General features: G+C 68.9%; 11 protein-coding genes. 6 read left to right on the forward strand and 5 right to left on the reverse strand.

All coding sequences use genetic code 11. From position 1 onward, the window contains the following. Positions 1 to 10 precede the first annotated feature (10 nt). The 3 genes from OHA88_RS19475 to OHA88_RS19485 all read right to left on the reverse strand — a co-directional run bounded on the left by OHA88_RS19475 (position 11) and on the right by OHA88_RS19485 (position 2,981). Positions 11 to 604 carry a hypothetical protein gene (locus OHA88_RS19475; protein ID WP_328626463.1) on the reverse strand — a complete coding sequence of 198 codons (594 nt, stop codon included), beginning with the start codon at positions 602 to 604 and terminating at the stop codon, positions 11 to 13. 222 nt (positions 605 to 826) lie between these two features. After that, a complete protein-coding gene (locus OHA88_RS19480; RefSeq protein WP_328626464.1) occupies positions 827 to 1,882 on the reverse strand; it encodes an aldo/keto reductase in 1,056 nt (351 codons plus the stop codon). A 229-nt stretch (positions 1,883 to 2,111) separates the two neighbouring features. Beyond that, a complete protein-coding gene (locus OHA88_RS19485; RefSeq protein WP_328626465.1) occupies positions 2,112 to 2,981 on the reverse strand; it encodes an LLM class F420-dependent oxidoreductase in 870 nt (289 codons plus the stop codon). A gap of 453 nt (positions 2,982 to 3,434) precedes the next feature. On the opposite strand from OHA88_RS19485, the gene OHA88_RS19490 reads away from it, so the two are divergent. Continuing rightward, positions 3,435 to 4,124 (forward strand): peptidoglycan recognition protein family protein, encoded by a 690-nt coding sequence (locus tag OHA88_RS19490; protein ID WP_328626466.1) that lies wholly within the window; start codon positions 3,435 to 3,437, stop codon positions 4,122 to 4,124. Between the two features lie 206 nt (positions 4,125 to 4,330). Next, positions 4,331 to 5,266, forward strand: coding sequence for a CorA family divalent cation transporter (locus tag OHA88_RS19495; protein WP_328626467.1), 936 nt, complete (start codon positions 4,331 to 4,333; stop codon positions 5,264 to 5,266). 70 nt (positions 5,267 to 5,336) lie between these two features. Here OHA88_RS19495 and OHA88_RS19500 read toward each other — a convergent pair whose 3' ends face one another. Beyond that, positions 5,337 to 6,308, reverse strand: coding sequence for a CDP-alcohol phosphatidyltransferase family protein (locus tag OHA88_RS19500; protein ID WP_328626468.1), 972 nt, complete (start codon positions 6,306 to 6,308; stop codon positions 5,337 to 5,339). Between the two features lie 159 nt (positions 6,309 to 6,467). Next, the gene (locus OHA88_RS19505; protein WP_328626469.1) at positions 6,468 to 6,965 is read right to left on the reverse strand and encodes an ATP-binding protein; all 498 of its coding nucleotides are present in this window, start codon (positions 6,963 to 6,965) and stop codon (positions 6,468 to 6,470) included. Between the two features lie 311 nt (positions 6,966 to 7,276). Here OHA88_RS19505 and OHA88_RS19510 point away from each other — a divergent pair, with 311 nt between their 5' ends. The 4 genes from OHA88_RS19510 to OHA88_RS19525 all read left to right on the forward strand — a co-directional run bounded on the left by OHA88_RS19510 (position 7,277) and on the right by OHA88_RS19525 (position 13,244). Next, positions 7,277 to 8,128 carry a helix-turn-helix domain-containing protein gene (locus tag OHA88_RS19510; protein ID WP_328626470.1) on the forward strand — a complete coding sequence of 284 codons (852 nt, stop codon included), beginning with the start codon at positions 7,277 to 7,279 and terminating at the stop codon, positions 8,126 to 8,128. 11 nt (positions 8,129 to 8,139) lie between these two features. After that, positions 8,140 to 8,331 carry a hypothetical protein gene (locus tag OHA88_RS19515; RefSeq protein ID WP_328626471.1) on the forward strand — a complete coding sequence of 64 codons (192 nt, stop codon included), beginning with the start codon at positions 8,140 to 8,142 and terminating at the stop codon, positions 8,329 to 8,331. A 300-nt stretch (positions 8,332 to 8,631) separates the two neighbouring features. Continuing rightward, positions 8,632 to 10,965: a SpoIIE family protein phosphatase gene (locus OHA88_RS19520; RefSeq protein ID WP_328626472.1), complete on the forward strand. Its 2,334-nt coding sequence runs from the start codon at positions 8,632 to 8,634 to the stop codon at positions 10,963 to 10,965. A 251-nt stretch (positions 10,966 to 11,216) separates the two neighbouring features. After that, positions 11,217 to 13,244: a cell wall-binding repeat-containing protein gene (locus OHA88_RS19525; RefSeq protein WP_328626473.1), complete on the forward strand. Its 2,028-nt coding sequence runs from the start codon at positions 11,217 to 11,219 to the stop codon at positions 13,242 to 13,244. Positions 13,245 to 13,314: the final 70 nt, after the last annotated feature.

Genomic DNA, 13,314 nt, shown 5'->3' on the forward strand with positions numbered 1-13,314 from the left:
CGGACGGCCGCTACCGGCTGGGGACCTCGCTGCCGAACAGCATCCACGGCGACTGCTCGAACGACGCCACACCCGACAACTGCGGCTGCACCGCCGCCACCTCGTGCCGTACGGCCAGCGTGTCCGGCCAACTGTCGAAAAGTGTGGTGCCGTTGACGATGACCCCGTCCCAGTCGGTCGCCACCGATGCCCCCTCCCGGTCGACCACGAAGCCGATGCAGAGCACGGAGGCCCTGCCGATCGCCTCCCTGATCGCGCGGACGGCCAGCTCCTGATCGTCCTGGGACAGCCCATGGAGTCCGAATTCGAGAGCGACGACGCCATCCCTCGTACGACGGATGCGCGCGTACACCTCGGCGCCGCTCTTCACCCACAGCAGGAAGCTGATCTCGTCGAGCCGTTGCAGGCCCGCCACGGTCACCAGCTGCTCCCAGGTCACCCGCGCCTGGGTGGCCGGCGGTTCGGAGCCGGGACTGACCAGTGTGATGCGGCCGGTGGCGGGGTGGTCGAGCCGCAGCCCCGCCGCGCCGAGATCCCCGAGCAGCGACTCGGCATCGAGTCGGCTCCAGCCGAGATGGTACGAGTGGAAGAAACCGTCTTTCATCGACGCTTCACCTCATAAGAGTGTGGGGGCACCTCTTCGGATGTGCGTATGAGCACGTCGAATCACCGCTCGGCGGCGGCAAGTCTTCAGCTCACATTCGGTCGGTCACGAGCGTAATGAGCGCAGCCGACGGAGGCGTGGGCCCACGGGCCCAGGGACGGGCCCCAAAGCGCTCAGCTTGCCGATGCCCCGGGCTGACGGCCGATGAGGACCTGAACCGGCTCAGGCGACCGGCACGGCGGGGGCGGCGAAGAGCGAGGCGTCCCCGCCCTGGACCCTGTCCCGGACACCTGCGCTCGCCTCGTGCGGCACACCCAGCGGAACGGCACTGACCTCGGAGAGGCGGGTGTACTGCTCGGGCGTGAGGACGACGTCGAGGGCGCCCAGGTAGTCGTCGAGCTGGCTCACTGTGCGCGGGCCGACGATCGGGATCTGGGAGGTCGCCGCGCGTGCGGCCCGCTCGTTGATCCAGGCGACCGCGACCTGGGCCGGGGGCGCCCCGGTCTCCTCGGCGACGGCAATGACGGTGTCGACGATCGCGGCCTTCTGATCGCTGCTCTCGGTGTGCACCAGGGTCTTCAGATCGCTGAGCCGGCCTTCCGCGCTGCCGCGGTACTTGCCGGTCAGCAGCCCTCCGCCGAGCGGGGACCACAGGGCGGTGCCGAGCCCGAGGCTCTCGGCCATCGGCAGCAGCTCACGGTCGGCGGTCCGCTCGACCAGGCTGTACTCGACCTGGATTCCGGCGACGGGCGCCCAGTTCTTCAGGTCCGCCAGCGTCGCGGCGCGGGAGACTCGCCAGGCGGGGAAGTTGGACAGTGCCGCATGCAGGATCTTGCCCTGGCCGACGAGGTCGTCGAGGCCGCGCAGGATCTCCTCGACCGGCGTCAGGCCGTCGGGGAAGTGCACCCAGAGCAGGTCGATGTAGTCGGTGCCGAGGCGCCGCAGACTCGCCTCGACCGAGTGGCGCATGTTCTTCCGGCTGTTGCCGGTCCGCGACAGGCCCGGCTGCGGAGCGGCGCCGTTGGTGAACTTCGTGGCCAGGACGAAGTCCTCCCGGTCCGCGCCGAGGAACTGTCCCAGCAGCGTCTCCGACTCACCGAACTGGTAGTGGTCCGCCGTGTCGAGGAAGTTCCCGCCGGCCTCGGCGAACCGGTCGAACATGCGGCGCGCCTCGTCGGGCTCGGCCCCGGCGCCCCAGCCGGTGCCGAAATTGCCGGTACCCAGTGCGTACTGGGAGACGCGCAGCCCGGTACGGCGGCCGAAGGTCGTGTAGCGCATGGAGTTCTCCCTGGAAATCGAGTGCGTCCGCAGACCCCCCAAGCCGTCGGCGAGCAGTCGGCCGTGGACCACGACGGTGCTGTCGCCCGCACTCGACAGCGACCGCCCCGGGGCGTCGGCGCGTTCCGTCGCCGCTCTGCTGATCGACTACGCCGTCGGTGCCGCGGAACAGGAGCGGTCTCCTGGCACGGAGCAACCCGCAACCGGCTGCACACGGCTCCCGGGCGGTCTAGCCGATCGTGTCGAGCCTGGGCACGATGCGTGCGGCAAGCTGTTCGGTGAAACTGACCGGGTGCCGGTCCGGCAGCACCTGGACGGCGGTGATGCCGAGCTCCGCGTACTCCTCGACGTCGGCGAGGAACGCATCGGTCTCGTCCAGGACCGGCCTGTTGAACATGAGGGTCTTCTCGATGGAGTCGTAGTCGCGGCCCGCCGCCGCGCAGTGCACCCGCAGTACGTCGAGCTTGTGGGCCACCTCGTCCACATCGGTGGCGAACAGGTTGCACGCGTCCCCGTACCGGGCGACCAGCCGCAGCGTCTTCTTCTCGCCACCGCCGCCGATCATGATCGGCGGCCGCTCGCCGATGGGCTCCGGCATGCACAGCGTCTCGTCCAGCCGGTAGTGCCGCCCCTCGTACGGGCCGTTCTCCTCGCTCCACATCTGCAGACAGATCTGCAGCGTCTCCTCCAGCCGTTCGAACCGCTCCGCGACCGGGACGACCGGCACCCCGAGTCCGCGCTGCTCCCGCTCGTACCAGGAGGCGCCGAGACCCAGCACGGCCCGGCCGCCGGACAGCACGTCGAGGCTGGTGACGATCTTCGCCAGCAGGCCCGGATGGCGGTACATCACCCCCGTGACCATCAGGCCGAGTGTCATCCGCTGGGTCAGCGCCGCCACGAATCCGAGGGCCGTGTACCCCTCCAGCATCGGCTCGTCGGCCGTGCTCTGCGGGGTCTCCATCTGGAAGTAGTGGTCCATCACGGTGAACGAAGCGACCCCGCCCTGGTCGGCGATCCGCGCCGCCTCGGCGAGCGTGGGCGCGATGAGCGCGGGGTCGGCGGGTTGCGAGTAGTTCCAGTAGTGCAGGCCGAGCTTCACGTCCACTCCTCCGTGCCGGAACCTCTGCGACGACCCTGTGCAGTCCTTCGTCACGGTACGTGCGTCCGGGCAGGCAGGCACGGACAGTACGCCCGGCCGGGTGCCGGGGCCTCGGCGCGGCCCTGCTTCGGAACCCTTGCGGGAGTCGGCATGCTCCCCTGCATGCGGTAACCCGGCGCGCGCAGCGAACCTCCGCCCGGAAAGCTGTTGGGCGTACGCACCCCCACCGTCCCCACGGCGAAAGACAAAGAGGGTCTCCCTGTGCGTTTGTACCGAATGGCACTGTGGGTCACGGTCCCTTTGGCCGTTCCTCTCCTGGCGGCACCGGCCGGGGTGACGAGGGCCGGCAGCGGGACGATGCCGGAAAGCCCACCCTCGGCGCAGCGGACCGAAACCGTTCCGGAGCCGGCCGTCGATTCCACATGGCCGTACCCCACCCTCGGAGCGACGCCGGTGACATTCCCCCGTGCGGCGCTTCGGCCCGCCATCGTGTCGCGTGCGCAGTGGCGGGCCGACGAGACCCAGCGCGACGCCCATGCCCACTACACGGGAGGGGTGACAGCGATCTTCATCCACCACACCGACACCCCCAACGACTACAACTGCGCGGACGTCCCGCTCACCCTGCGCAACCTGTATGCGGGCCAGACCCACGACCGGAATTGGGGAGACCTCGGCTACAACTTCCTCGTCGACCGATGCGGCAACATCTACGAAGGCCGCGCCGGGGGTGTCGACCGCCCCGTCGTCGGCTCCCACACCCAGGGGTTCAACCGGGGCACCGCGGGGATCGCGGCGATCGGCACCTTCGGACGAGGGACGGCGGTGCCGGCCCCCATGGAGCACTCGATCGCGGCCCTCGCCGCCTGGAAACTCGGCCTGCGCGGTGTCGACCCCCGCAGCAAGGTGCGACTGACGTCCACCAATGACAAGAGCCGCTATGCCAAGGGCACTTCGGCCGAATTCAATGCCATCTCCGGCCATCGCGACGCCAATGAGACCGACTGCCCCGGGGATGCGCTGTTCGCCCGGCTCCCCGCGATCCGGGACATGGCCGCCGATCTCCAAGGCAGGTCTGCAGGAGCATTCTCCGGTATCGGCGTCCCGGTGACCTTGCAGAGCCTCCACCAGGGCGGCAACTGACGCCGGTCATCGGTCGGCACGCCTACGGACGCCGGCGGCGCGGCCCTCACCCGTTCGGGGCCACCGGCGGTGCGAACGGGTTCCTCCGTGTGCGTGGACGTCGGGGTCTGCACACGCTGAAAGGTGCTGCAGCCGGTGATCCACGATGAGGGACGATGATCGTATCGGTGGTGTCGATGCCGGAAGGCATCGTTACTCGTACACACGTGTCGGAGGCACGTGAGCGTCTCGCGGCATCCCGTTTTCTGATCGTGGACATCGAGCTGCCCGAGGAGGCACCGCCCGACGAACAGCCGGTCGCCCACCAGCTCGGTCTGGAAGCCGAGGACCTGGCGTGGCTCGGCAGGGAGGGCGAAGCCGTGCGTGCCGAGTTCCTCGGAGAGAGCGCCGGGTTCGTCGTACCGGTCGTCGAGGCAGGCCAGGTCACTCATATCCACGCCTTCGTGACCGAACGGTACCTGGTCACAGCTCACCGAGGGCCGGTCGAACCGATCGGAAGCCTCACCGCCCGGTTGCCGCACGAAAGGCCCTCCGACACCGTGGCCACGCTGTTCCTGCTGCTGGAAGAGGCCCTGGAGACCTTTCGCCACTCAGCCGTGCAGGCTCTGCTGGAGGTGGAGGACCTCGAGGACGAGATGTTCCAGCGACGCCGGCCCCAGCAGGTCTATCGTCTGGCACGGCTACGACGGCGCGCGGCCCTCCTGCACCACTCGCTCCTGCCCTACCTGGAGGCGACGGACGAGACCTTGACGCGGAGGATGATGAGCGGCAGCTTCCCGGAGGAGCGGCAGAGGCTCGCCCGCTCGTACCAACGCGCTGCGAGGTCGGTGCTCACGGACATCGCGTCTCTCCAGGACGCCTCCCGGCGAGCCTTCGTCAGCTACTCCTCCCTCGTGTCCGGCGAGCAGAACGGCGTGATCAACCGGCTGGCCATCGTGTCGACGATCTTCCTGCCGCTGACGTTCCTGACCGGATTCTTCGGCATGAACTTCACGTACATGACCGATGAGTTGGAGAGCACGACCGTCTTCTGGCTGCTGGCTGTGGGGCTGCAGGCGATCGTCCTGTCCATCGCCCTCTACGTGCTGCACCGCACCCGCCTCTGGCGGAAGCTGCGCGACGACGGTCCCGATGACCTGTGAGCCCACGCACGCTCGACATCGCCGGTTCCTCTTCCGGCCCTTGCTCTTGGCCATCACCCTCCGCCGGAGGTCAGGCCGCAGTCGTGATGTTCTGCTGTTGTTGTTCGAAGGAGCTCATCGTGCGCGTGAAGTCCCGGGTGGACAACAGCAGCTTGTAGACGATGGCCAGTTCGAAGACCAGCAGCAGTGCCGCGCTGACGACAGTGGCACCGATGACCTGGTCCAGGAGCGGGCCGATGATGAACACGCTCATCTGAAACTCGATGCCACTGATCAGATGGGTGCGGATGCGGTGACGCAGCATGAACGAGCGGAACCGCAGGTAGCCGGGGAAGCGGTGACGGAACTCCTGTTGCAGATCGATCACTTGCCCTCGGGAGGCGGCGAGTGTCACTGGACCGGAGGGCGCCTCTTCCCGCGCAGGGAGGCTGGTTGCATCGTGCTCGATGTCGGCTTCGGGGTTGTCCCGAAGCAGGTCCTCCATGAAGGCGAGCTCCGCCTGGTTCTCGGCTCGACGGGCTGACCGGATGCGCGACTTGATCTGCTTGCGCATCGTGTGCCGGGTCTTGAAGATCTCCAGCGAGTTGATGTACCGCAGGCCGTCCAGGAAGACGACCACGGCAGCGAGCCAGACATAGATCATCTCACCGGTGCGGGAGTACTGGCCGGCCATGAGGGCGATGGCGCACGCCATGACCCGTATCCGGTCGAAGATGTAGTCCAGCCAGGCGCCGAACACAGACCCCTGACCGGTGAGACGGGCGACCTTGCCGTCCATGCAGTCAAGGATGAAGCTCAGGTGGTAGACCAGCGCGCCGGCGATCAACCAGTACCAGTCGCCCTTGGCGAAGCAGGCGGCGGCAACCAGCCCCAGGACCAGCGCGCCCCAGGTGATCTGGTTGGGAGTAATACGGGTGCGCCTGGCAACGAACCGCACCAGGGGTGTGGCTACGGGGTCGACCAGGAGCACGGTCCACCATGCATCGCGCTTCTTCTGCGTAATGCGACGCACCTCGGCGAGGGGCGGTATGTCTCGACGCATGGAATAACTTCCTGAAGTTCTACTGACGTTCACCTGAACTTAAGAAGGGGATGATCCAGATACAAGGCTCCACCGGTGCAACCTTTACCCGCCGGTAGGAGTCATGGAGCCTTTCCGGCGTGCCTGCTCACGTACGACCGCGGCCCGGCGAGGCCTCCGTCACCTGGGCAGCCGGGCCCATGACCTGATGCCCGCATGCGGCGGCAGCGCGTCGCAGACGCCCCACTCCCCGCCCCAGTCGTCCACGACGGAATCCAGCAGCCACAGGGCACTCCGGCGTCGCTCCGCACAGAGGGCGACGGTATCGGGATCGGCGTGGCGCGGGTGCTGGTCCCAGACGGCCAGTCGAAGTGCGTTGTCGCGGTGCCGCGCGGAGACGTACAGATCGTGGCCCGGGGTCATCATGCCGGCGACACCCACGAGCTCACCCATCACGAGCGCGGTCGGCCAGGTGTACGGAGTGAGCCCGTACGCGCGCAGCGAGGCCGTGACGGCATTGCGTCCGATCGCCGCGCTGCGCGGGTCGCCGGGGAGAGTGAGACTGAGCGCCGGCCCACGATCGGCGATGCGGCGGCTGGGTTGCGGGTACGCGTACGGGTCGGGTGCGGGCTCCTCGGCGGCTGCCGGACAGAGCGCGGCGCACGGAGATTTCGGCATGACTGACTCCCCTTTTGTACAGGTGGCGAGTTGGCGGTCTCTCTTTCGCGTCGATGCGCACAGGTGGCTCTTGCGCTGCGGAATGAGCGGTGGCTTGCCTCCCTGGCGCGGAACCGCCCCTCCCAGGGCAGGAGGATGCGGGCAGGACCGCGCGATGCACTTCCAGCTCGTCGCAGCGTGAGCAGTGCGTCACCGAATGTAGTGGGCTGGGGGTCATAATGGCCACCCACTCCCGCACATTTGAATCCTTACGTGGTCCAAGGCGCGGTCTGCACGGCAGACTTCGCACGGAAGGTCACGGAAGGACTGACATGGCATCGCGAACGTCCCCGACCGAACGTCAGCGGCGTTTGGGTAGCGAACTCCGGAAGATGCGCACCACGGCCGACATCTCTGCCGAGAACGCGGCCAGGCTGCTCGGGGTCGACCGCTCCAGGCTCTCGAACATCGAGCAGGGTCTCCGCGCCATCAGCGAGGACCGTCTGCGCACACTCGCCGACGCCTGCGGCTGCACGGACGAGGCGTATGTGAACGCCTTGGCCGACATGGCCCGTCCCTCGCACCGAGGCTGGTGGGAACGCTACCGGCCCACCCTCCCCAGCGGCCTCCTGGACATCGCGGAGCTGGAAGCCCACGCCTTGCGCATGCGGACGGCCCATTCCGTACACATCCCGGGGATCTTTCAGACCAGCGATCACGCCCTCGCCGTCTTTCGCGTCGTCGTGCCCGCTCTTCCCGAGCACGAGGTCGCCCTCCGCCTGGCCCACCGCGTGGAACGCCAGCAGGTCCTGGACGGCGTGACACCGCCGGAGTACGTCGGCGTCATCCACGAAGCTGCGCTGCGTATGCAGTTCGGCGGCAGAAGGGTGGCCCGCGCCCAGCTGGAACACCTTCTGGCCGTGTCGGAGCGCCGCCGCATCACCTTGCGCGTGACCCCGTTCGACGCGGGCGCCTTCCCCGGTGCGGGACAGACCGTGAACTACTCCGAGGGCCCCGTACCGCAGCTGGACACGGTGCAGGTGGACAGTACACATGGGCCCGAATTCCTGTACGGGGAAGCGCAACTGACCAAATACCGTTCACACCTCGACTGGATGGAACGGATTGCGCTGCCACCCGAGAAGTCCCGGGATTTCATCCACGACATCGCACGTCACCTCTGAGGGGAGTCTCCGTGCACGGCATCACATGGGAAGAACCGTTCTGTGGTGAGGGAGCCAGCTGCTACCGACTCGGGACGGATGATCAGGGCAACAGCTACATCGCACTCGTCGGCCAGGAAGCCCACTACCTCACCGACAGCCGGGAGGCGCTCCGGCAGATGATCCGCGACATCAAGGCCGGCAAGGCCGACCACCTGCTCTGACACCGGAGGCCCGGGCCGGTGTCGGTAAGAGGCAACTGTGCATCAACTATGCCACCGGCAACGTCACGCTACGCCGGTGTCCAAGTACCGGTCGCGGCGCAGCGGCCGGCGTGGCCCCGTACCGCTCGGTGTCGCCGCGTCGAGCGCATCGCGGCACACTGAAAACGGGCGTCGATCCGGCGCCGAGTGCTCCTCAGGACGGAGGCGACCACCTCACCTGCGGGATCAACGAAGACTCGGGGCGGTCAGCCGCTGTCAGGATGAGTGACCGCCGCGACGGCCGACGGAGGTGCCTGGGCCGTGAGGGGCGACGCACTCATGATCATCGATGGTTCCGGTGTGATCACGGAGTGGAGTCATGAGGCCGCCTCCTTGCTGGGCCTCCCCGCGTCCGAGGTGCTGGGTCTTCCGGCGACAGGACTCTTCACGGTCGGCAAGGGCAGTCATGGCGGGGAAGAGCTGCAGCTGAGCAGCCGGGAGGGCCGCACGGCAACGTGCGCGCTGTGGGTGCGGCCGGTGCTGCGAGACGGCGCCGTGGCCTGGGAAATCGGGCGGCAGCCGTCGGAACACCCGGGCGGGACCCCTGCGGACGGCATGAGCGAGAGCCTGATCGAGGCCCTGTTCACCGAGTCACCCATCGGCTTGCACATCCTCGACCGCGAACTCCGGATTGTGCGCACAAATACGGCCACACGTGTCTTGCACGGAGTGCCGCCCGAGGGACTCCTGGGTCGGCGACTCGTGGAGGTGTACCCCCTCTCGGACCCTGCGACCGAGGAATGCGTGGCCCGCCGCGTCCTGGAGCAAGGCGTGCCGGCGCTCGACCGCTTGGTGCGCACTCGCTTTACCGCCGATCACGGCGGGGAACAAGTGTTCTCCGTATCCACCTACCGGCTTCAGGACACCCGAGGGGCAGTCCTCGGACTCGCGATATCCACGGTCGAGGTGACCGAGCGGGAGCGGGCGCACGCGCACAGCGCCGTCCTCGCCCGTGTGCGCGAATCCGTCGGCCGGACCCTCGACGTGGTCACCACCTGCCAGGAGGCAGCGGAGGTCCTGGTGCCTGAGTACGCCGACATCCTCGTGGTCGAGGTAGTGGATGACGTCGTACGGGGTGAGGACCCCCCGATCGGTCCGCTCAGCCGGGATGTGCCCCTACGCCGTGCTGCCTTCCGCAGCCGTGTCGCGGAGCCCGTGCATCCGGTCGGCGATGTACGCACCGCGCCCTACGGGACCCCGTTCGGGCAAGCTCTGTCCGACCTGCGTCCCCGGCTCGTGAAACTGACTGCCGACAGTGCCTGGCTGGCGGCGGATCCGCCACGCGCCGAGGCCGTCCGCGCGTCGGGAGCGCATTCGCTCATCACGGCGCCGCTGACCCTCCGCGGCACGGTGCTGGGGCTGATGAGCCTGTACCGGTGCGGACAGACCGAGCCCTACCGCGAGGACGACGTCGCCCTCTCCCTCGAACTGGCCGCCCACACCGCGCTGTGCATCGACAACGCCCGCCGCTTCACCCGCGAGCGGACCATCGCCGCCACGACCCAGCGCCGGCTCCTGCCCCAGAGCCCCGGTCCACGGACAGCCGTCGACACTGCGTGGCTCCGCCTCCCCGCGGACCTGGGTGCGAGCTGGTTCGACACCATCGCCCTGCCCGGCGCCCGCACAGCACTGGTCACCGGCAACGCGAACGGACAGGGAATCTCTGCCGCCACCACCATGGGGCAGCTGCGCACCGCAATCCACGCACTGGCCGCACTCGACCTGGAGCCCGACGAACTCCTCGCCAGACTGCACGACACCACCGGCCGCCTGGCCGAGGAACGTGCGGCGCTCCCACCCGCCGATCCGCTGCACGACGAGACACTGACCGCAAGTTGCATCTACGGGGTCTACGACCCCATCACCCGCATCTGCACCATCGCCCGTGCGGGGCACCCCGCACCGATCCTCGTCCAGCCGGACGGCACGACCCACGTCTGCGACGTCCCGGCGAGCCCCCTGCTGGGATGCGCCGAGGACGTGCCCAGGGCTTCCACGAGCCTCAAACTCGCCGAGGGCAGCATCCTCGCCTTCTACACCGCAACCCTGCTCCCGGAGGCCGGGGCGGAGACGGATCCGGGCCTGCTCCGGAGCGTCCTGAGCCGGTCCGACCGCTCCCTGCAGTCCCTGTGCGACGACGTCGTCTACGCACTGGGAAACGATCCCCCACGAGGCGACGCCGCGCTTCTCCTGTCCCGTACCTCCGGCATCGCCCCCGACCACGTGGCCACCTGGCAGCTCACCCCCGACGCGACAGCCCCCGGCGAAGCCCGAGCCCTTGCCCGGCGCCGCCTCACCGACTGGGGGCTGGACGAGGAATCCGTCTTCACCGCAGAGCTGATCGTCAGTGAACTGGCCACGAACGCCGTGCACTACGGAGCTCCGCCCGTGCGACTGCGCCTCATCCTGGAGCGCACACTTACCTGCGAAATGACGGACGCCGGCAGCTCCGCACCCCATCTGCGGCACGCGCCGGTCGTGGACGAGGGAGGTCGCGGGCTGTTCATCGTCTCCCAACTCGCCCACCAGTGGGGCACCCGCTACAGCCAGAGCGGCAAGACCATCTGGGCCGAACAGTCCCTCCCACCCCATTGAGGACTCAATGAACCGGGGCAGCAGGGCCACTCCTCGATGAGGAAGATCACGCTGCCACCGCGCGACGACCATCCGCTGCAACGCCGAAGGCTCGGTGCCCGGTGGTTCGGCGGTCCGGGCCGTCCGTGAGAAAGCTGTTCCTTTCTGATCACGTGTGCCGCTACAGTGACGCAGCTGTCGTAGGGGAACGTGAGGTTCCGTTCCGCGCCGGGGAGGCGAACGGCAGCCTTTCATCACTCTTGTGGGGGCACATGAAGATTCACAGACGCCGCGTGCTCGCGGCACTGGGCACCGCCGTCGCCGTGGCGGCGGGCATGGCCACCGCGCCGGGCGCGGCTGCGGCAGACCCCGTGACGTGGCAGGCCACGGACGGCAAGCTGATGTTCCTCAACGGCGCACGCAACGTCCTGCAGACGCACCAGCTCGGCAGCGGCACCTACACCGACTTCGTCGCCGCAGGAAGCCAGCCGGCCTGGTCGCCCGACGGCAGCCGGGTCGCGTACGTGAAGGACGGCCGGGTCGAGACTCGGCGGTACACCGGCTCCACCCTGGTCAAGATCCGTGCACAGGACTCCATGAGTGGGGTGAGCGACCCGACGTTCCTGTACACCGGCAACACGGTCGTCTACTCCGGCGGCGGCCGCCTCCGCTACGCCCCCTCGGACGGCTCCCGCTACGCCCAGCCGCTGTTCTCCACGGCGGAGGACGGCTGCGACCGCCAGCCGAGCGCGTCCGTCAACGGCCTGATCGCATTCGTGCGCACCGGCGACACCTGCAGCCCGCCGACCGCCAGGTCGGCCATCTGGGTCTACGACGACACCACCGGCGGATTCACAGAGCTGACCGACAACGGCGACGACCCCGCGATCTCGCCCGACGGCACCCAGGTCGCCTTCGTCCGCGAGGCCGACGGTCTCCGCCGGGTGTTCGTCATCAACGTCGACGGCACGGGGGAGCGCCAGCTCACCTTCACCGACGGCGCGGAGACCCCGGCATGGTCCCCCAGCGGCACGCGCATCGCCGTCAACAACGGCACCGACGAGGACGCGTCGACCACCCGCATCGTGGACGTAGCCACCGGCGAGGTCACCCCGGTGCCACAGCCGCCGGGCACCTCTTCGACCACCGACATCGCCTGGCAGCCGCTGCGCCGCCAGAGCGTCGGCCGGGTCTGGGGCGCCGACTCCTCGGCCACCAACGTGGCCTCGTCCCGCTGGACGTGGAACACGGTCGGCCGGAGCGAGCTCGGCCTGATCGACGCGCGGACGGCCGTCCTCATCAGTAAGGACAGCCCGTCCTACGCCCTGACCGGGCAGTCGCTCGCCGGCCAGAAGCAGGGCCCCCTGCTGATGACGTCGAAGACCTCGCTGTCGAGCGCCGTGCAGACCGAGCTGAAGCGCACGCTGAAGCCCGGCGCCACGGTCTACCTGGTGGGCGGCACGGACATCCTCTCCAGCACGGTGGCGAGCAAGGTCAGCTCGCTCGGCTTCACACCCAAGCGGCTGGCGGGAACCTCGCGCTACTCCACGTCCGTGGCGGTCGCCAAGGCGGTCACCAGCGCCCCGGAGTACGTGTTCGTCGCCACCGGCACCGACTACCACTCGGCACTCGCGGCCTCCGCGGCGGCCGGATCGCTCGGCTACGGCGGCAAGGGCACGGTCGTCCTCAACGAGGGCAACACGCTGTCGTCGTCGGTGAAGTCGTACCTCAACTCACTCGACCCCGACCAGACCATGGTCATCCCGGTCGGCGCCTCCGCGAAGTACGCGCTCACGCACACGCAGCTCTCCAACTGGCCCGACAGCTGGACGTACTACCCGATCAGCGGCAGCGGCCACGACGGCACCTCCGTCGCGCTCGCCCGCTTCTGGTGGAGCTCCCCGTACCAGGTGGGCCTGGCCTGGTCGGACAGCTGGCGCGGCGGCGTCTCGGCGAGCGCCGGCATGCTCTCCTACGGCCCGGTCCTGTGGACCGACGAGACGACCCTGCCGGAGACGGACGCGACCTACCTGCGCCAGCAGGCGGCCGGGGTCAGTTCCGTCATCGCCTTCGGCGGGACGGGGTCGGTCTCCTCGACCGAGCTGACCGCGGCGGCCTCCGCCATCAGCGCGAGCAGCTCACTGGTGGACTACCGCCCGTACTACAACGGTCTCGCCCCGGCGCAGCAGACGGCGCTCTCGGCGCAGCGCGACGCGAGCGACACCGGCACGGCCGCTCCGAGGGCCGGGACCGCAGTACCGCGACCGGACCTGGACGCGGTGCGGACCTCGACCAGGTAGCGGACGGGCAGGACGGTCCACCGGCCCCGGGCGTCACGTACGCCCGGGGCCGGTGCGCGTACCGGGCCGC

The sequence above is a fragment of the Streptomyces sp. NBC_00353 genome (assembly GCF_036108815.1).
Lineage (GTDB): Bacteria > Actinomycetota > Actinomycetes > Streptomycetales > Streptomycetaceae > Streptomyces.